The organism is Maribacter aurantiacus (assembly GCF_005780245.1).
Lineage (GTDB): Bacteria > Bacteroidota > Bacteroidia > Flavobacteriales > Flavobacteriaceae > Maribacter > Maribacter flavus.
In genome coordinates, this window is the sequence record NZ_VBUK01000015.1 from 1 (window position 1) to 20,707 (window position 20,707).

Below are 20,707 nucleotides of genomic sequence, written 5' to 3' on the forward strand. Positions count from 1 at the left end.
TCTATTGTATTGATTTCAAATTCCATAATTTAAATCCAATTTTGAATTCTGAGTTCGTTTCTCGCATTAAAGCTAACTACTGGATATCCGGAAAGTTCCGCATAACCATATTGATGTTGGATAAAAATAGTACTTTTTCACTATAAATCGATATCTTCATATTATTATGTCATTGCCTGATTTTGTGAAAATATTGGAGGTTAAGCGGTATAGCAGGAACACTATAGAGAGTTACTCTTCCATCGTAAAGATGGCGACTCAATTTTTTGAAAAGCCACTGAACAAGATTGATGAAACCGAACTTCACAGGTACTTCTATCATATGGTACACACCAAGAAAGTATCCTATTCCTACCAGAAACAGGTAGCGATGGCCTTGAAGCTGTATTACAGAGAAATTTTCGGTCAGAACATTAACTTGGAATATCTATTTCCGAGTAGAAAGCCAAATAAGCTCCCCGTAGTCATCGCAAGAAAGGAAGTTCTTAAAATCATTGAAAAAGCCAACAACATCAAGCATAAGAGCATGATAGCCGTGGTCTACAGTGCAGGCTTAAGGGTAGGCGAGTTGATTGCACTTGAAATCAAGGATATAGATTCATCCAGAATGGTGATACATATTAAATCAGGAAAGGGCAACAAGGACAGGATAGTACCCTTATCTGAAAAAACCTTGTCAATGCTTCGTGAGTACTATAAAGAATATACGCCCAAACGATACCTATTTGAAGGCCAAAAGGGAGACAGGTATTCTTCGTCAAGTTTCAACAAGCTTCTCCAGGCTGCTGCCAAAAGGGCGAGAATAAATAAAAACATCACCGCGCATACCTTGAGGCACAGTTACGCAACGCACCTATTGGAAAATGGTACCGATATTAGAATCATCCAAAAACTTTTAGGGCACAATTCCATTAAGACGACCATGATTTATACCCAAGTTACTGAACCTACTTTGTTGAATGTGACAAGTCCTTTTGATGATTGAACCGCTCCATAAATTGGCCGTTTTACGGCACAGTTGAATCCGTTTCAAAAAACATTCGTTCACAGTTCCATTTGTCGTTCTTTTTAGTAGTTTCGTTATATAACCTTTTACGGAACCAAATATGACGGTCGGATATGCCAGGGTGTCCACACCCGAACAAAAGTTGGAAGCTCAGATTGCCTTGCTCGAAAAAGAGGGTTGCGAGAAAATCTATACCGATATCGCCAGCGGTACAAGAGATGATAGAAAGGGCCTGAACGAGATGCTCAAATACATGAGGAAGGGGGACACCATTCTTACCTACAAAAACGATCGTGTTTTCCGTTCCCTGAGAAACATGGTGGAACTCATAGACCGCTTCAACGAGGCCGGGGTACACTTCAAAAGTCTGAGCGAACCGGAATTCGATACGACTTCGGCAAATGGGAAATTTCTTCTACAAATCTTTGCTGCGGTTGCGGAATTCGAGAGAAACCTAATCAGTGAACGTACCAAAGTGGGACTGGACAATGCCAGAAAACGAAACAAGCTTTTGGGCAGGCCCAAGGGTGCAAAAGTGGAAACAATTGAAAAGTACCACTACGCCAAACATCTTTATGAGAACCAAGGGGTCTCAATCGATAATGCATGCAAGCGGGCAAAATTGGGAAAGACCTCTTTCTATAGAGTGGAAAAATCACTAATGGCGGATTCAACCGTTAAACCCTGAACCGATCTATGCCGTACCTATCGTCACTTAGCGTTATAGCGGAACGGACCCATCCGTTTCCCTACGATGTCAGTGCTATCAAGTTTGCAAAGGATATCGATGTGTCCGCACCAGTCACATTTATTATAGGGGACAATGGAACGGGGAAGTCCACTTTACTTGAAACATTGGCACTTCGTTTACAACTCCCACATATGGACGGGTTCGGATATGGCAAGAATTGTTTCAAGGCGGCCCGTTCGCTGACACCTTATCTGCAATTGAACTGGAAAATTGAGAGGCCAAGGGGATTTTTCTTCAGGGCAGAGGACTTTGGTGATCTCTTGAACAGTATCGATAGGGAGGATGCCAGGCTCCACGAGTCGTTCAAGGATATCTATGGTGAAGTTCCGGACCGTATCATCCAGGAAATGAAGGATAACCAAAACTATCAGATTTATAAAATGCGGCAGAACTACGGCCAAGACCTTCAGGGGTTTTCACATGGGGAAGCTTATCTGAAAATAATGGACGATACCATAAATGGAAGTGGGATATTCCTGCTGGATGAACCCGAAGCAGCATTGTCCCCATCAAAACAGTTGTCATTGCTCTATTTCATCCAAGCACACTTAAAGGCCCATATGTCCCAATTTATCATTGCCACGCATTCACCCATGCTTATGGCGTATCCCGGAGCAAATATTTATGAGGTGACGGACAAAGGAATGAACAAGGTATCATTGGAGGAAACGGAGCACTATACCATTACCAGGTCGTTCTTACAAAGTCCGGAAAGCTATCTGAGGTTTTTGAAATAACATATCCTAAATTTGATTTATGGAATACGAAATTATTTATGAGAAGAGCAGCGATGGTTGGAGTGCCTATGTACCGGAACTTCCCGGGTGTACTTCCGCTGGTGCCGATAGAGCTGAAATCGAGAATAATATCAAGGAAGCCATTGAATTGCATTTGGAACTCCTTCACGGACAAGAACACTGAAAAGAGCTTACCGTGGTTGTTCCAATAAACAAAATAGGAATCTCAATCGCATAAACATAAAATAGAACACTTGGGCAGTACGTTCAATAAACCCTATTGCACATTACATCCATATAGACCAATAAATAAAACTGGGGAATTTAATTAATCGATAAACACCAGTGTTTTCGGTATTTCCGAGCAAAGTTTTCCGTTTATGCAGCTATGTGGTCATCGGGCGGTTTCAGCCGCTATGCGTTCACTCCCAAATCAAAGTTTATATTGGTTTCTCCTATATTTTTTCCAGTTACGGGTACGTTTTGAAAATTTTGAGTTAGTGGTCTCTATTCCATGGGGGAAACAGAACCAACAACCACCCATCTTACGGTAGTTGTCAATCCTTGAAATGCGGATATTGGATATCTTTTTAGGAAAATCAATGTGTCCCTCTTGGGTAAGACCAAAGGCTTTTATAAATCGCTTTGAATGTTTCACGATTTCAATGTTTTAAGTGAATACTTAGAACATTGAGCCTTTTAAGAAAATGGAAAGAAACATAATCGGTTTATTTCCGTAAAGATAGTCCATTAACCGTTTTGCGCCCAAGTCGTTTTAAAAGCCATGAAATGGTAGTGTAATCCCGAAACGGGCTAGCGTCCGTAAAAAATTGTATTATAATAAATTAGGTAATTTAATTGGGCATTTTGTTCAATTTTGGGACGATGTCAAAGCGGAAAGCCAATGTTTTCAATGCCTCCGAGCTATATTGACACTTTTCGCAGCTATGAGGTCACTAGGCCTAAATAGCGTGTGTTTGAAGTAGTTTGAAGCCGTAATAGATTTTCTATTGCATATTTTAGGTTTAAGAATTATCAGGGAATTTGGAATTTTAGGCTTGAATTTTTGTCCATCTAAACCCCAAGAATCCTATTATATAACCAACTCTTTATTTGAGTAGCGTACACATTCATGTATGGGTAGCTACTTCAAAACATCAAACCGATGCGTGTATTTTATGGTCAGGGTCTGGTTGTCCAAAAAATCCAAGGGGTTGTCGTCCCGTACGATATTGAATACCACAAAGAGTCCGGTGTTGGCACTTTGGAGCCAACCAAAGCGGGCATTTACAGAGGTTATCTCGGAAACATTGTTGCGCTGTATCAAGCTTTGTAAAAAGATACGTGGGGTAAAACTGTAGGCCAATCGGAGTCCGCCTACCAAAGCCGTGGTATTTCCGGTTTCCAACTGAATATCGTTGTGGCTCATGGTCAGGGAGGACACAAATTTGTTCCCGACCCTAAAATTGGCCGTACCACTGTTGGAATAGCGCATTCCGTTGAAATAACCACCAATGAAGGTACGGGTACTGACGGAAAAAGCATTATTCGGGTTGGTAATCAACACAAACTGCAATTCCTCATTTTTGTATTCGCCGATGGGCACCGTCACATTGGAAATATTGAAGGGGGCGAACACCCGCTCCTGGGTGAAATTGATACCGGTATGGATCTCAAAGCCGCTGCGCCAAACCCAATGGTTGTCCACATGCAGAAAGCCCGTAACCTGCTCATTGTCAAAGTTCCAATAACCTCGGTAGGAGAGATGGGGACGCATTTCAAGGAAACTTCCGTTCCCATTCACCCGATGCGCCTTAAAGATCAACAACTCCGGCTTTTTAAAGGCTGTTCGTTGTAGGAAACCGACTTCCGGATTGAATCCCGGAGCCACCTCGGTGTAGCCCGCGTTCAGGTTCCAACCGTCCCATTCGTAGTTGGCCAGTAGTTTAAAGGCATGGTCCTGACCGTTGATGGAAGGGGTGACGCTCTTGGCAAAAAAGCCGTTCACTTCCGCTTTGTTGCCAATGCCCCATTTCCCATCCACCGCATAAACGCGGTTAAAATCATCGTCGAGACCCGCCAACCCTTGTCGGTTGACAAAAATACCGCCTAAGGAACTTCGGGAATTCCCAAAATTGTGGTTGACACGCGCCACGGAGAAATTATTCTCCGTAATACCTGCCGATGCCACATCCTCCGTAAACATGCTCAACAAGCCCACGTTGGTCTGTCCGACTTTCCCGGAAACTCGCGCTCCACCAATGATGGGTACAATACTACCATCCTGACCCAAACCGATACGCCGACTAAAGAACAAATCGACCTCCCCGGGACTTCCGACCGAAAACTGACCCGCATTTTCAAGGAAAAAGGCCCTTTTTTCGGGGAAGAAAAGGTTGAATCGGTCCAGGTTCACCTGTTCGTCGTCCACTTCTACCTGGGCAAAGTCCGTATTATAGGTAAGGTCGAGGGTCACGCTGGGGGTAATGCTGTATTTGACGTCCATCCCTACTTCCGCATTCAGGTCCTGTTCGCTGGGAGAGACGGATTGGTCGTTGATACCCTGAACCAGGGCATAGGGAATCAACTTTAGGTTCCCTGGATTTTTCAGATTGAGTCCGGTCAATTTACCGGCCAAGGCCAGCCGTTTGAGGTCGAAACCCAGTGGGAGGGAAGTCCAATAGGCGATTTCCGTGTTTTTGCTAATGTTCCGCTGAAAATTGAGCCCCCATGTTTTAGCCTCCCCGGAAGCGAAACGCAGGGAACGTAGGGGAATGGCAAACTCGGCGCTCCAGCCGTAATCGCCCAATTGGGTCTTTACGGACCAGGTGGCGTCCCAATTGAGGTTTGTACCCCCAATTACGCCACCCTGTTGGCGGTTGGCATTGTTGTTTCCCTTGCCTTCGTTGTTGATCTGAGCGTCGTATTCCATGCCTTGGGCATTGGTACCAAAGAGAAAGCCGTTTTGCTGGTCGTTATAGGTATCTATGATAAAGAGAAAGCTGTCCTCGTCGTTGAGGTCCGCATCCCGACGGGAGTCGGAGACCACAATTTTATCGGGTTCCGTATCGTAACAGACCACGGCCACGTAAAAGGTGGTAGCACTGTACGCGACCCGAATATCAGTTTTTTCCGAAACAGGGGCACCAAAGGAAGGTTTAATCTGAATGAGGTCCGGGGCCAAGGGAACCGACTCCCAAAGGGCTTCGTTGCGGATTTCACCGTCTACAAGCAGCTCGGTTTCCAAAAAAGTCGCTTGATAAAACGGTCGGTCAAATTGTTGGTTTTTTGGTGTAGTTTGTGAAAAACCAGCAACACAACAAAGCAATACGATGCCTAGAAGGAATCGTTGAAATGGATCGGATGTCATATAGTTTGGTAATTGGTGGAATAAATATACATTACTTTTCTATGGAAATGTTTTTAAAAGTTGGTTGTTGTGAATTATAAAGCCAAAGAGAAGAGGAAGCGGCTAAAAACGAAGGGACTGTTATCGGGTTTAAATATTCTATTTTACATAATATAAATTATGATACAAATTTATTGTTTGTGTAAAACAGCACAGGATTTCTATAAAGCTTGATGTTTTGCAAGCAAACTAATTATTATTGAAAGTCCAGTTATAATCCGCTGCTAGTTTATTAAGTTTTATTATAGTTGTAGGGTCAATTTCCGAAAATCCGGGAGTATTTTGATAATCAATGTATCCGTCCATGATCGAATTTAAAACCGCATTGTCATAGATTTGAGACAGTATTATATCCAAATCCGAGGCACTAAATTGATTTGCCCCGATATGGAAAACAAAAGCTTTGGGGTTAGTCACCAAATTTAGCTCGCTTAGCATATTATTTTCGACAGTTAAGTATTCCAGGTTCGTATTGTGAGCCAGGTTTAGTTCACTTATTTGGTTATAATCAATATATAAACCATTCAAATTCAAATTATTTGATACATCTATACTTGTGAGTTGGTTTTGAAACAAATCGATACGTCTTAATTCTGGATTATTGGAAACATCCACACTGGTAATTTGATTATCCCCGGCGATAATCTCAAGGAGGTTCAAGTTTTTTGAAATATCTATTGCTGCAAGGGCATTATGGTTTAAATTAAGGAGGCTTAGGTCTATATTATTGGAAAGGTCTATAAAATTCAATTGATTTTCCCACGCATTCAATATACGAAGCTTGCTGTTATTGGATACATCAAGATTTGTCAATTGATTCGCTGTGACATTTAGATTTTCCAAATTTAAATTTGTGGATACATCAATACTGGTTAACGAATTATCGTCCACAAAAACTTCTATTAAATTTGGGTTGTTTATTAGATCAATGCTTAACAACGCATTTCTGCGGAGGGAAAGGTTCTCCAAAGCTATATTGTTAGAAATGTCAATGCTTGTTAATTTACCTGTGTAAATACTAAGATTCCTCAATAAGTTTAATTTACTTATATCAATCGCTACTAAATTGGTTTGATATTGGTAAAGATCATCTGGGAGTTCCCCAAAAAAACTAAGTGTTTCGATAGCAGCAACTGGCCCGCTAACATTTATAATAAATTCCCCCTTTTCTGCATAAGTATGTGATATCTCATTTTCTATACCTGAATCAATGATGGTAGATACGTATTCTTCTACGGTACCATCTCCCCAGTCTACCAAATAGGTTGAACCGGTAATTGATTTTAAATTTAGAGTTTTTGTTGTGAGCAGAAACGAATCATCTACGGTCAAACTAAAGAAATCTGTATTTTCAGGGAATGTCAAGCTTAATTCTGTATACCCAAAATCAACCGAGGTATAACCTGCAGCATTAATGTTTTCGGTAGCTGTTTCTTTCGTTTCATCAGTTGATACAACAAAATCAAAGGGTAAAGGTTTTGTCGTGAATTGGGCAAAGACGGAATTTTCTTTTGGAGCAATTGAAATCACAACATCATTAATGTCGGTCACAATAAATTCTATGACCGAATACGTACCCGATTCTAAAGTAATTTCATTTGTTACATAACTGTCACCAACTTTTACCAGTGAAATCTTTTCTCTTGTAAGAATCGAAACGCCATCACTGTCATTCACACTCAGAATAGCAAAGGCAGGCTCTAAATTTTTTTGTTTGTCAGCGGATATTCCTTTTGCTGTTAAACTTTTTAAATCAATTCGAAATATCTGCTTTCCTTCTAACACTTCTGTTGGTTCACCTTCTAAGCTAGGTTCATCATTGTCTGAAGAACATGAGATAACAAAAAAAGATAATAGAAGGATGTGAAATATTTTTTTCATAAAATAATTTGGCTAATATTCATGGAACATCTATTGATAACGCAAAAAAAATTGACCAAGTATAATAATCAAAAACAACGCCAACAAGACCATCCCACACAAATTAATTCATGGCTTTTTACTTATACTAATAAATGTAAGAAGCATCGCTTTCACTCCCCTACTACCTCCAATCCTATAAAAAATGTTCTAGTGTATTTTGAATAAGAATTTGTTAAATAAAAATTCAAAGAAAGTTTGGTCCCAATAAGTACTCCGGCGTATTATCGAACTGAAAAAAGTAAAGATTTTGCAGAAAGTATTCTTCTGATTCATTTACAAAAGTAAAATTGCCATTCAACAACAACAAGCCAAGAGCAAATATGTTATCGTGTATTACAACAAATATATTACTCCGGCAACCGGTTCTTTATCGTCCCAATTTGCCCCATATGGTTGGCCGAGTGTTCCATAACGTGGTACCAGATATAGTGATAATTCAGTCCTTCCTCAATGTTCGAGGCGAACCAGGCATCATCCTTGGTTTTGAGCGCGGCCAAGGTTTTTTGCCGTACTTCCTCCCATAGATCCAGATAATGACCAATAGGCTCCCCTTTCAGCATGCTATTTACGTTGGCATTCAGTTCCCCGGCAACACCTACGCTTTCAAGTTCGGCTGCTGTCCATTCCCTACCCTCCAAGGTCGCTACTTGGTAATAGGATTCCGTAGAGACCAAATGCATGATCAAGGCGCCAATGCTGTTCGCTTGGGCATCATATTGGAAATCGGTTTGGGATTGGTCCAAGTCCTTAACCTGTTCGGTAATGCGATCCTTTAAATCTTCCAACATATAGACCATGCGGCCAATGTTTGGCGAATAGCCTTCCACCGACTTCAATTCGCCCTGTGCGTTCAACAATAACATCGGCAGGAATAAAAATAAAAGAAGGGTTTTTGTTTTCATGGTTGTTTAATTTTAAATGAATAAAAGAATATAAAGCCTTTGGAGGTTCTTCTTACTGGCCCTTCAAAAATATGGCAGAAGATACCCCGATCCTAAGGAAACACGCTAGTTGAAAAACAATTTGACATGTTTTTAACAGAATATCCCTTCGTATCATCCAAAATTGAACATACATGCAAAAGTATCCTTATAATTCAGCCCATACCCCACACAACAAACCAAAAACCAGCACGTTATATGATATGCTTCAATGCCATTGTTTAGAGCGGGAGTTTCAGGGACATACGAGAAAAACGTACCTAGAAATGTAATAGTGAGTCAATGGCGTAATAGAAGTCTAAAAAATAAAAGCTATGAAATGAGCCATAACAAGTCTTGATACAAACCGGGATGGTTATTGGCGAATTGCATCTGACCTATGAAAAACAATAAAAATATACAGATGAAATATATGTATTTGCTTTTGGTACTGGTGCTTGGTATGGCGGTCAGTTGCTCCTCATCAGACGACGGGCCAATAGCTCCACCCGATCAAACCCTCTATTTTCCACCCATTGGAAGCAATACGTGGGAAACCGTTCCACCCAGCAGTCTACAATGGGACGAGTCGCAACTAGATCCCTTGAAAGATTTTCTCATCCAGACCAATTCCAAATCCTTTATGATCCTCGTCAATGGCAGGATCGTGATAGAGGAGTATTTTGACGGACACACGGCCCAAGAGCCTTGGGAATGGAACAGTGCCGGAAAAACCTTGGCATCCGCCACCACGGGCATTGCACAGCAAAACGGACTGATAGATATCGATAACAAAGTGTCCGACTATCTAGGGGAAAACTGGACCAATATGGACTTGGAAAAGGAAAACCTGATTACGGTTCGGAATTTGCTCACGATGACCTCTGGCATTGACGATACCAAACAATTGGTGGTAAAATCCAACCTCACCTATATCGCCGATGCCGGCACCCGATGGGCCTACGGAAACGTGTTTCAAAAATTGATGGATGTGGTGGCCGAATCCAGTGCGACCGATTTTGAAAGCTACTTCAACACAAACCTCAAGGCGAAGATCGGTATGGACGGTTTTTGGAACGAAGGAACGATCTTCACCATCTTTCACAGCACCACCCGAAGCATGGCCCGTTTCGGGCTACTCAGCCTAAATAACGGTTCGTGGGACGGGGAGCAGGTCATCGATGCATCTTTCTTTACCGAATGCGTGACCACATCCCAAGACATCAATCCCTCCTACGGATACTTATGGTGGTTGAACGGAAAGTCCCAATACATGCTTCCCAGCGACCAAACCGTGTATCCTGGGACTTTGATTCCCAATGCCCCGGCCGACATGGTGGCGGCCATGGGTGCCAAGGACCAACGTATCTATGTGGTTCCTAGCAAAAACATGGTGGTCATTCGTATGGGCAATGCATCGGACCCGCAGAATGCCAATTTTGCGGTATCGGGATTTGACAATGCCCTTTGGGAGAAAATCAATGCAGTGATCAATTAACCCCCCTACTCTATTTTTTAGATCTTATATTTTAAAATTTTATACACCGATAAAATCAAAGACAATGACAACAAATAAATATCTCACTGCGACCCTTATACTATTGACGGCCTTTTTTGCTTCGGCCCAGAATGCCAAGGAAGCCGTTCAGGACCACCGACAGATCAAGGTCGGGAACGCGCAATTGGAACGGGACACCAAAGAACTGGAAAGCTTTAAAGCCGATGTATCCGAATTCCAGTCGGCCCTTGAAAATGGCGATACCAAATTGGCCCAAAAGTATCGGAAGGGAATCCTGACCGCCATGGAGCGGGAAATCCAACAGACCGAGGGAAAAGTAGCCCGGGCAAAGCGGGAAGTCGTGCAAAGTTCCGTGGAAAAAGGGACCAACCGTATGGAAAAAAGAAGCAACCGCAGAACATTTGAAGGCACCCAAGACGACCGAAGGGATATGCGTCGCGACCGAAGGAATACCCGTGACGACCGCCGCGACAAACGTGACGATGTAGCCGACCGTGCCGAATTGGAGGCCCGATTGGAAAACCAAAAGGCCCTCTACGAAAGTGCCAAAGCCGATGAAACGCTTGGAAACGGCCTGCTTGAAAAGTTTATCGCCACCATGAACAATGACCTTTTGGAGACCCAGGAAGAAATCCGGGAGGATAAAGGGGAATTACGGGAAGACCGTCGCGAACGCAGGGACGATCGTAGGGAGCGCAGGGAAAATAGATTAAACGGTTAGACCTTCAAGCAAACGATAGATATCCTATTGCGAGCAGGATTTAATAGTATAATCTAAAATCCAATATCTTACAGGCATCGTAATGCCTGCGGTGCAGTTCTTCCACCACCTCGAACATATCGTCCTCTTCCTTGAACAGGTTGAAAAAGGCCTTGTCCAGCATGGCACTGCTGATGCCCTGTGAGGGGTGGCCATAGCCGGATACGGCCTTGGCATTGGTAATGTCCAAAAAATACTGGGCCTCCTCCTCGTCCAGATCCAGCACTTTGGCGTTGGAAAAATGCACGATCTTGCCCCGTAACCTACCCTCAAAAAGTTCCGCGATTTCCTGCAAGCTATAGTAGTAGTCGTTCAAGCAAATACTATTGGCCTCGCCCGTCATCACCAGATAGATGATCTCATAGTCTTTAAAATGATGGTCGTCTAGGACCAAGGCATTGAGACTGTCTTCCAGCCCCTCAATGGTTTCGCAGGTCTTATAGATACTCGCCACGCCGTATTGCATGGCCATTTGTTCCAGGCTTTTTTGTACTTCGGTGATTTGGTCAAGTTCCGCATCGGCCACCGCTTCCAGGCAGTAGATGAATTTTTCGGAATCCATGGGATATTCCTGGGGCAATTGTCGTCTTTTCGCTAGCACATCTGAAGGTTTTCGCCAAAGTAAAAAAACACCAAATCAAGCCAAGGATTTTTATGATTTTTAACGTTTAATGGCTTCCTTGCCGACTTACTTAAACTTCGATTCCCAAAGGACTACCATCTCCCCCACACGTGTATGTAACTGTTTTGCGGCTTCCTGTGTGGCGACGGTCGGTCGGGCATCGGTTTTTTGTAGCACGTTCAAGAGAAAGAGCAATTTGGATTGCAGTCCGACAAGCGTTTCGTCCTCCAGCTCCGACGCATAGATACTGCCATAGATCAAATCGCCATCTTCCGGGGCTCCCTTGCCTCGAAAGGCTAACATCTTTTCCTTCTTCCTACCTTTTGCCGAGCTAGCGTCAATCGCCTCCCGAATCTCCTGCAATCTCCCATAATCGCTATACGTCTGCAGGGACAGGTCGGTTTGTAGGGCTAGGGCTTCCTCGCTCATTTCGGAACGGGGGTCCAGTTTTACGGTGATGTTTTTTTCCAAAGTTTCCCCATCGACCTTCAGTTGGATGGTATACGTTCCCGGAGCTACAAAAGGTCCTTCGGGTCCGCTGGGCGTATTGTATTGCACGGCCGCAATGGCAAAGGCACGATTGGCGCCCTGAGGTTCTTTATACCGTAGATTCCACACAAATCGGTGGTGGCCAGATTCGCCCGACAATCCTTTAAACGGACGTATCCAATACGTGGGATGCTGCATTTTAGTCGTATCCAACACTTCCGCCCTATCGTTACTGGAAAAATGGTTGACTAACCCGCCTTCCGAATCCAATATATTGAGTTCCACCTTTTGGGCATCGGCCCCTAAATAATAATCGATAAGGGCCCCATCTGGCGGATTCTGTCCCGTAGGTTCCTCCGGGGGCAAGGGCGTGTCGCTAAACATATTGAACCGTACCCGATAGGCATCGCTCGGTGAAAATAAATAAGCGTTTTGACCGGACAGGCCGACCAACTCCCGCAGCGGACTAAAATTGTCCAAGATCCAAATGGAGCGGCCGTGGGTACCAACGACCATATCGTTTTCATGCACCACCAAATCCCGAATGGAAGATGCGGGCATGTTCATTCTTAGGGATTGCCAAGTGGCCCCATCATCCGCCGAAAAATAGACCTCACGCTCCGTTCCGGCAAACAGCAAGCCTTTTTGTTTCGGGTCCTCCCGTACCACGTTTACCGGACCCGAGGGATTCATCCCTGTAACCACTTCTTCCCAGGTTTTCCCAAAGTCATGGGTCTTGTAAATATGGGGTTGCATATCGTCCTTCCGAATAGCGTTCACAGCCACGTAGGCGGTTCCCGCATCAAAATGCCCGGCATCGATCTGTGAAATCTTGTCCCAAGACGTAATCGAGGTCGGTGTTACGTTGGTCCAGGTGTTACCACCGTCCCGCGTCACCTGAATGAGGCCATCGTCCGTTCCGGCCCAAATAATGTCTTTGTCCAAAGGAGAAGGTCCAATCGCATAGACAATCGCGCGTTGCGGCATGTTTTCCATGGCATCGGTTTTGTAATCGCCGACACTGGCCGGCACTTCGGGTCTGGCTCGGGTGAGGTTGCCACTGATCTGTTCCCAATGCTGTCCCCCATCATGGGTTTTCCAAATGACATTCGTACCGAACAACAGCATGCTGTCATCGGCCGGATGAAACAACAAGGGCATCGTCCGTAAATAGCGGAACTCCCCGGAACGCAATACTTCGGGACCGACAAATTGCGACTGCCCCGTTTTCTTATTGAATCGAATGACGCGACCGCCATAAACGATGTTGTTATCTAAAGGGTCCGGGGCCACATAGGCATATTCATCGGCACCCACACCCATAAATTCCCGAAACGAGATCTGTCCCCCATTGCTCCTACTGGCAATGCCAATGGCGCCACTTTCCTGTTGGCCCCCGTATACCCAATACGGAAATTGGTTGTCCGTACTTACATGGTACAATTGTGACGTGGGCTGGTTGTACCACGAGCTCCAAGTGTCCCCACCATTTACGGTAATGACCGCTCCCTGATCCGCGGCAAAAAGCATGATTTCCGGATGCAGGGGATTAATCCATATCCGGTGGTAATCGTCCCCGCCCGGGGCGCCTTTGATGGAGGTCCACGTTTTACCGCCATCTACGGATTTATACGAGGCGATATTCCCTACAAAAACGATATTTTCATCCTTGGGATGTACCTTGATTTCGGCAAAGTCACTGCCTCGGCCCCACAATCGGTTTTCCGTGGTGACGAGGCTCCAGCTTTCACCGGCATCGGAACTGGTATAGACCCCACCCTTTTCCCGGGCATCGACCGTGGCATATAGGCGTTTGGAATTGCTGGCCGATAGCGCCACCCCTACTCTACCCAAGCCCTCTTCCGCTCCGGGGAGTCCGTTGGTGAGTTGTCGCCAAGTGTCCCCGCCATCGGTGGATTTGTAGAGTCCGCTGTTGGGGCCAGAGAATTTGGCGTTCTCCCACGGTCCTTCCTGATGTTCCCACATGGCCGCGAACAGGATGTTGGGATTATTAGGGTCCATTTCTACCTGAATGGCTCCAGTATTTTGGTTGATATACAAGGTCTTTTTCCATGTCTTTCCGCCATCTACCGATTTAAATATGCCCCGCATTTCATTGGCCCCATACGGATGGCCCAAACCGGCCACATACACCACGTCAGGATTGGTGGGGTGTACGATGACCCGACTCACCTGCTGCACATCTTCCAGCCCGATATGTTCCCAGCTTTTACCGCCATTGGTGGATTTGAACATCCCGTCCCCTACAGCCAGGTCCGGCCGGTGCAGCCCTTCGCCGGTACCGACATAAATAACATTGGGGTCCGAGGGCGAAACCGCCAAATCTCCCACGGAACCTGTGGGCACGTCATCAAAAATGGGATTCCAGGTACGGCCATAATCATCCGTTTTCCATACCCCGCCATTGTTCACCCCAATAAAGAATACATTGGGTTGGGAAGGCAAGCCCACCGCCCCCACGGTCCTCCCGCCCCTGAAAGGCCCGATCATTCGATACTCCAAATCTTGGTAATTGGATGGGTCTATTTGTGAAAAGCATAGGCTCGTAAAGAGGAAACTCAAACAAAAAAGGGATGTTCTCATGGTAGCGGTCATTTAATGGTCTCTATTATATTGAATATTTTTTTATTGGCAGCACCAAAGGGTATAATCCTCCGAGGCTTGCCTCGAAATTAAAAATTTGTTTCCTGCGAATGCCTCGTGGCTTGCCCCAAGGTAGTTTACTTGGTTACTGCAAATTTCCTTACAAAACGTCCTGCAATTCCCCATCTTCCAAGGCTCTTGAATACATTTTTTTGGGACTACTTACGTATGGGCAAGCGAATCTGCGACGGATAGGCTTTGGAGTGGTGGATCTTGTTGGTAGCCACCACACCTTCGGATTCATCGTAATTGTCGCCCCCGGTATTCAAATTACGGGCAAAACGCGGGAAATTACTGCTCGATACTTCAATACGAATGCGATGTCCTTTCTCAAAATAGTTGCTGGTGGCCATTGGTGAAAGGTCGATTTTGTACACTTCGCCCTCTTGCATAAAAACCTCTTTGTCGTACCCCTCGCGAAAACGCGCACGCTGAATGGTCTCGTCCAAGTTATAGGCCCTGCCATCCGGATAGACATCGATCAGTTTGATCGTAAAATCCGTATCCTTGACATCGGAAGAAACATAAAGGGTAGATTCGATAAAACCGGTCACCTCTACGCCTTCCTGCAACACATCGGTGGTGTAGACCAGTATATCATCACGCTCCTCCATCACCTGCTGGTCAAAGGCGCCTCCTTGGACCGCATTGCCCGTACAACAGACGTTGCCGCCATAGGAGGTTACGGGATTCATAGGGTCGTACACAAAAGTATCCGGTTGGTCTTTGGAGGGTTTTTTTCTGGAAAGCGTTCCATTGCCCTTCCCGGTATTGGCCGCCCCGTCACTATTTAGATAATAGGTCGTCATTTTACTATCCTTAGGGGGCCATTGCTCGGCGGTTTGCCAGATATTCTTCCCCATGGTGTAATATTGCACCCTGGGTGTTATCTCCTTAAAATCGTTGTTTTCGCCTTTCAGCCACAGGTCCCACCAGGCATAAATCTGTTCGTCATAGTTCAGACGGGCATCACCAACGCTACGCTCCCCTACGATGGTATTTTCCGTTGCGCGGGTATAGGCGCAGTGCAATGTTGGGGCGATGACCATATATTGATTGTCCCGTATTTCAGGGTCTTTGGCATTGTTCCGAACATGATTGAAGAGCGCCAAATTGGGCGTGATGCTCACATCGTACCAAGAAGCGAACCAAAAACTAGGGGTACCTATTTCCATATCGTCATGATAGAGTCCGCCCGTATACCAATCCGGATGGTTGGGCTTACGGCGTACCATTTTATCGAAAATCTCCTTCTTCCCGTACATATTTTTTAGGATATCCTGAATGGGCAAGTGTTTTAAGGCTTCGGACATATCCACGGGCGGATTCTCGGGTGCCAGGTCGTAAAACCGCGAAATACGAATCAGGTCTTCTTGGGTCGCGCCTTCCGGGATGCGGGGTTTGAACTTGTCATGTTCCACCCCGTACAGCCAGGAAAAAAACAACAGCTGCTCTACCCCGCCGCGGTACCAATTGCCCTGCTCTAGGATATCGCCCACGCGACCCACCCCGGCACCATAACCTTGGGGTACCATGGCGGCATGCGCCGGATGGTCCAAAGCGGCCACGGCCATTTGCCATTCTGCCGTACTGGAACAGCCATAGGTACCGATTTTCCCATTGGACCACGGTTGGTCCTTCATCCAGCTAAAGGCATCATAGCCATCCGTAAGGGGAACGCCCAGGATATCCCACTCCCCTTCCGAAAAATAGCGGCCCCGCTCGTTCTGTACCACATAGGCATAGCCCCGTTTTACCGCCTCGTAGGCCCTTTCCGCCGTTCTGGTCTTCCGCTCCCCATCGCCCCAGGAATTAAAATTATAGGGCGTTCTGGAGAAAATGATGGGTACCTTTTCATTGGTCTTGGGCCGATAGATGTCCGTTGCGAGGCGAATACCATCCCGCATGGGCATCATGACCTTTTGGTCGATGATGGCGATTTCTTGTAATTTTTTGAGAATAGTATCGTCCTCTTGGGCCTTGGAAACGGTACTGAAGAGAAGGAGGAATACGAAAAGATACGAATACGGAATTTTCATAAAGTAGTGCTGGATTAGTTATTTTCTAAAAATAATTAAAATTCCTAGAAAAGGGCGATTTAAAGGGAGTTAAAGGTAACATGGCAAGACCACATTGATTCGTCTCTTTGTGGTGCCCATTCGCCTTAATAGGACACTGCCTTAACCCTAAAAACCATAAAGCGCGCTCCATAGCGAACCCGTCAATCCTTCATCCTTTATGGTCAAGGAAATCCATCAATCAGGCTTACATTGAATGGAAATAAAAAAAGAACACGATGAATTTAGAAAACAAAGTAATATTAGTTACGGGAGCCTCAAGCGGTATAGGTAAAGCGACGGCCCATAAATTGGCACAACACGGCGCTAAAGTGGTGTTGATGGCCCGGAGCGAAGATGAACTCAACGATTTAAAATCGGCCATTGAAGCTAAAGGTGGGGAGGCCTTGGTCGTGGCCGGGGACGTCACCAAAATGACGGACTTTGAAAATGCGGTTTCCAAAGCGAAATTGAAATTCGGGACGGTAAACGCCCTGATCAACAATGCAGGTTTGATGCCCCTCTCCTTTGTAGAAAAATTAAAGACGGATGAATGGGAGAAAATGGTGGACGTGAACATTAAGGGCGTATTGAACGGCGTGGCCGCGGTACTACCGGAGCTAAAAGCCAATAAGGACGGGCATATCATCAATATTTCGTCCATGGCCGCACACCGGTACTTTCCGGGCGGAGCGGTGTATTGCGCTACCAAGGCCGCGGTAAAGATGTTTTCCGAAGGCTTGCGCCAAGAACTGGCCCCCAAATACGGTATCAACGTCACCTCCATAGAACCGGGTGCGGTAGCGACCAATCTTACGGATACCATTACCGATGAAGACATCATGGAGAAAATGAAGGAGATGCAGCAAATGGAAACCTTAGAAGCCGAGGATATTGCAGATGCCATCTACTACGCCCTCTCCCAACCGGAGCGTGTAAACATCAACGATGTGTACCTGGTACCCAGCGAACAACAGTAATTCACTAAAAAAAGAAAAATATGTCAACGACAATAACAGATAAAACATTTAAAACAATCAATCCCGCAAACGGAAAACCGCTCACCACGCATACGCTCATGACGGATGCACAGGTGGAAGACACCATTCAAAAATCCCACGAGGCCTTTAAAAAATGGCGGTTCAAATCCGTGGAGGAACGGGGCAAAATCATTTCCGCCATTGGGGAAGAACTACAGAACTATAAAAAGGAACTGGCGGACATGATGACGTCCGAAATGGGGAAACTCCTGAAGCAAAGCGAACAGGAAGTAGACCTATGTAGTGCCATTTGCAGCTTTTCCGCCAAAAATGCACCGGACGCACTCAAAAGCGAGGAACGCGAAATTTCCGATGGTGGCAGAGGCATCATCACCTACGCGCCTTTGGGCGTTATTTATGGGATTCAACCCTGGAACTATCCGGCCTATCAGGTCATTCGCTATACCATTGCCAATTTAATGGCGGGGAACAGTGTGTTGCTGAAACATGCCGAAAATGTGACCGGAACGGCCAAACTCCTAAAATCGATATTCGATACGGCGGGATTGCCCGAGGGACTCTTTAGTGTCTTGGTAATTTCCCACGATCAATCGGACACCATCATAGAGCACGAATTGGTGCGGGGCGTTACCCTGACGGGAAGTCCGGGAGCCGGAAAGAAAATTGGCGAAAAAGCCGGTGGCGAACTGAAGAAAATGGTGTTGGAGCTGGGTAGTAACGATGCCTACCTTATTTTGGACGATGCCGATATTGATTTGGCCGTGGAAAAATGTATCCAAGGACGTATCTATAACAATGGGGAAACCTGTATTGCCGCCAAACGCTTTATTGCGACAGAGGCGGTGTATGACGAGTTCCGCGAGAAGTTCGTAAAAGGGATGAAGGCCCTAAAATTGGGAGACCCAACCGATTCAGGAACGGATTTAGGCCCTATGGCGCGTAAAGATCTTCGGGAAAAATTGCACGAACAGGTACAAAAAAGTGTAGCGAACGGCGCCGAAATCCTATGCGGTGGGAAACTGCCCGAGGGTGAGGGCTACTATTATCCGGCGACCGTTTTGGCCCAAGTTAGCGAAGGACAACCGGCGTATGACGATGAACTGTTCGGCCCGGTAGCCTCATTGATCAAGGCCAAGGACAATGAAGATGCCATGCGCATTGCCAACGATAGCCGATTCGGACTCGGAGGTGGCATTTTCTCCAAAGATGTGGACACCGCCGTGGAAATGGCCAGCAAACACTTTGATACGGGCATGGTGTTTATCAACTCCTTTGGCCTGGCCGAACCAAATATGCCTTTCGGAGGGGTCAAGAATTCGGGTTACGGACGCGAACATGGTGGATTCGGGATGAAGGAATTCGTAAATGCGAAGTCCATTATGATTGGTGAGGATTAGGGTACCTTATATGTAGTCCCTCGAAGTTGATCAGACCCTAAATAAGAGGCTGTCTAAAAAGTTACCATTCTATTCATATGTCACATCGAGCCCAGTCGAGATGCTTTAAAAACCAAAAAGTTATAATTCTCGACTGCGCTCGAATTGACAGCAGAAATGACCTTTTAGATAGCCCTTACTTTACAAACTAGGGATAACCTCCATTGCATTCATTCGAAAGGAAGAAAACAATGGCAAGGATTCCTAAATTTATAAACATAAAGACAATACGAATGATACAAACGATACACTTAAAGAAACGTCCGGTAGGGGCCCCTACCCTGGACAATTTTGAACTTACGGAATCCGAAAACAATTTATCCATCACCGATGGGGAAGTGCTTTTGGAAACGAAATACCTTTCCGTGGACCCTTATTTACGAGGACGGATGAGCGATGCCAAATCCTATGTCCCTCCTTTTGAAGTGGGACAACCTCTCAATTCCGGCATCATCGCGGAAGTAATCGAATCCAAGAATGAAAACTTTAAAAAAGGTGATTTTGTGAGGGACCGATTGGATTGGAAAACGCTACAAATATCCAACGGCGAAAACCTTCAAAAAGTGGACCCGGACAAAGCGCCCTTAAGTGCCTATTTGGGTATTGTAGGGATGACGGGATTAACGGCCTACTTGGGGCTGCATGAAATCGGAAAACCGAAAAAAGGAGAAACCTTGATCGTTTCCGGGGCCGCAGGTGCCGTGGGTAGTGTGGTGGGGCAGATCGGGAAAATCTTGGGCCTTACGGTCATTGGCATTGCCGGTTCCGATGAAAAGGTGGAACTGTTGAAATCCGAATTCGGTTTTGACCGGGGCATCAATTATAAAACTACGGACGATATGAAAGCTGCCATTAAGGAGGCCGCACCCAACGGTGTGGATATCTATTTTGACAATGTGGGAGGGGAAATCTCCGATGCAGTGCTCTTCAGCATCAACAAGTTCGCCAGAATCATCAATTGCGGGGCGATATCGGTTTATAACAACACCGAAACACCGACCGGGGTGAGCGTACAGCCTTTTTTGATCAAAAACAGTGCCTTAATGCAAGGCTTTATCGTTTCCAATTACGCCGATAAATTCCCCGAAGCCATGCAGCAGTTGTCCAAATGGTTGGCCGAGGAAAAATTGACCTATCGGGAAACCATCGTGAAAGGATTTGAAAATACCCCACAGGCCTTTTTGGACATGATGGATGGCAAGAAAAAAGGAAAAATGATCGTAAAAGTTTAATTGCCTGTCCCCTGAGCGGCTTGTACTGAGCGGAGTCGAGGTAAGTCGAAGGGGAATCAGGAATAAAAATGTGATATGTCTCCCCCAGCGACCCGTACCGAGCCTTTCGCTCTGCTGCGCAAGGTGCGTCCAAAAAAACATGTTTTATTTTCACCCAATGCCCAAGGTAAACTAAAGTGGA

The 20,707-nt window shown here is 45.5% G+C and carries 15 protein-coding genes; 9 read left to right on the forward strand and 6 right to left on the reverse strand.

The features are described from left to right. Positions 1-166 precede the first annotated feature (166 nt). From xerA to FEK29_RS16970, 4 genes are all read left to right on the forward strand, one after another. Positions 167-985 carry a site-specific tyrosine recombinase/integron integrase gene (gene xerA / locus FEK29_RS16955; protein ID WP_136567480.1) on the forward strand — a complete coding sequence of 273 codons (819 nt, stop codon included), beginning with the start codon at positions 167-169 and terminating at the stop codon, positions 983-985. 121 nt (positions 986-1,106) lie between these two features. After that, positions 1,107-1,694: a recombinase family protein gene (locus tag FEK29_RS16960; RefSeq protein ID WP_093980791.1), complete on the forward strand. Its 588-nt coding sequence runs from the start codon at positions 1,107-1,109 to the stop codon at positions 1,692-1,694. An 8-nt stretch (positions 1,695-1,702) separates the two neighbouring features. After that, complete coding sequence (locus FEK29_RS16965; protein ID WP_093980790.1) at positions 1,703-2,494, forward strand: AAA family ATPase; 792 nt, start codon at positions 1,703-1,705, stop codon at positions 2,492-2,494. Between the two features lie 19 nt (positions 2,495-2,513). Beyond that, entirely contained in the window at positions 2,514-2,678 is a 165-nt protein-coding gene (locus tag FEK29_RS16970; protein WP_093980789.1) for a type II toxin-antitoxin system HicB family antitoxin, read from the forward strand. A 960-nt stretch (positions 2,679-3,638) separates the two neighbouring features. On the opposite strand, the gene FEK29_RS16980 is transcribed toward FEK29_RS16970, so the two are convergent. From FEK29_RS16980 to FEK29_RS16990, 3 genes are all read right to left on the reverse strand, one after another. Beyond that, the gene (locus FEK29_RS16980) at positions 3,639-5,864 is read right to left on the reverse strand and encodes a carbohydrate binding family 9 domain-containing protein (RefSeq protein WP_240042780.1); all 2,226 of its coding nucleotides are present in this window, start codon (positions 5,862-5,864) and stop codon (positions 3,639-3,641) included. A gap of 228 nt (positions 5,865-6,092) precedes the next feature. Next, a complete protein-coding gene (locus FEK29_RS16985) occupies positions 6,093-7,784 on the reverse strand; it encodes a leucine-rich repeat domain-containing protein (protein ID WP_138259629.1) in 1,692 nt (563 codons plus the stop codon). A 389-nt stretch (positions 7,785-8,173) separates the two neighbouring features. Then, complete coding sequence (locus FEK29_RS16990; RefSeq protein ID WP_138259630.1) at positions 8,174-8,728, reverse strand: DinB family protein; 555 nt, start codon at positions 8,726-8,728, stop codon at positions 8,174-8,176. 442 nt (positions 8,729-9,170) lie between these two features. On the opposite strand from FEK29_RS16990, the gene FEK29_RS16995 reads away from it, so the two are divergent. Next, on the forward strand, positions 9,171-10,244 hold the full coding sequence (locus FEK29_RS16995; RefSeq protein ID WP_138259631.1) for a serine hydrolase domain-containing protein: 1,074 nt from the start codon (positions 9,171-9,173) through the stop codon (positions 10,242-10,244). Between the two features lie 64 nt (positions 10,245-10,308). After that, the gene (locus tag FEK29_RS17000) at positions 10,309-10,986 is read left to right on the forward strand and encodes a hypothetical protein (RefSeq protein WP_138259632.1); all 678 of its coding nucleotides are present in this window, start codon (positions 10,309-10,311) and stop codon (positions 10,984-10,986) included. Positions 10,987-11,026: 40 nt separating this feature from the next. On the opposite strand, the gene FEK29_RS17005 is transcribed toward FEK29_RS17000, so the two are convergent. From FEK29_RS17005 to FEK29_RS17015, 3 genes are all read right to left on the reverse strand, one after another. Further along, positions 11,027-11,626 carry a DUF6642 family protein gene (locus tag FEK29_RS17005; RefSeq protein WP_138259633.1) on the reverse strand — a complete coding sequence of 200 codons (600 nt, stop codon included), beginning with the start codon at positions 11,624-11,626 and terminating at the stop codon, positions 11,027-11,029. Positions 11,627-11,713: 87 nt separating this feature from the next. Next, positions 11,714-14,740, reverse strand: coding sequence for a WD40/YVTN/BNR-like repeat-containing protein (locus FEK29_RS17010; protein WP_240042781.1), 3,027 nt, complete (start codon positions 14,738-14,740; stop codon positions 11,714-11,716). Positions 14,741-14,958: 218 nt separating this feature from the next. After that, positions 14,959-16,839 carry a CocE/NonD family hydrolase gene (locus tag FEK29_RS17015; RefSeq protein ID WP_138259634.1) on the reverse strand — a complete coding sequence of 627 codons (1,881 nt, stop codon included), beginning with the start codon at positions 16,837-16,839 and terminating at the stop codon, positions 14,959-14,961. A gap of 257 nt (positions 16,840-17,096) precedes the next feature. Here FEK29_RS17015 and FEK29_RS17020 point away from each other — a divergent pair, with 257 nt between their 5' ends. The 3 genes from FEK29_RS17020 (at position 17,097) to FEK29_RS17030 (ending at position 20,526) form a co-directional block, all read left to right on the forward strand. Beyond that, on the forward strand, positions 17,097-17,837 hold the full coding sequence (locus FEK29_RS17020) for an SDR family oxidoreductase (RefSeq protein WP_138259635.1): 741 nt from the start codon (positions 17,097-17,099) through the stop codon (positions 17,835-17,837). A gap of 20 nt (positions 17,838-17,857) precedes the next feature. Continuing rightward, a complete protein-coding gene (locus FEK29_RS17025; RefSeq protein WP_138259636.1) occupies positions 17,858-19,255 on the forward strand; it encodes an NAD-dependent succinate-semialdehyde dehydrogenase in 1,398 nt (465 codons plus the stop codon). Between the two features lie 272 nt (positions 19,256-19,527). Next, positions 19,528-20,526, forward strand: a complete 999-nt coding sequence (locus FEK29_RS17030; protein WP_138259637.1) for an NADP-dependent oxidoreductase — start codon at positions 19,528-19,530, stop codon at positions 20,524-20,526. Positions 20,527-20,707 lie beyond the last annotated feature (181 nt).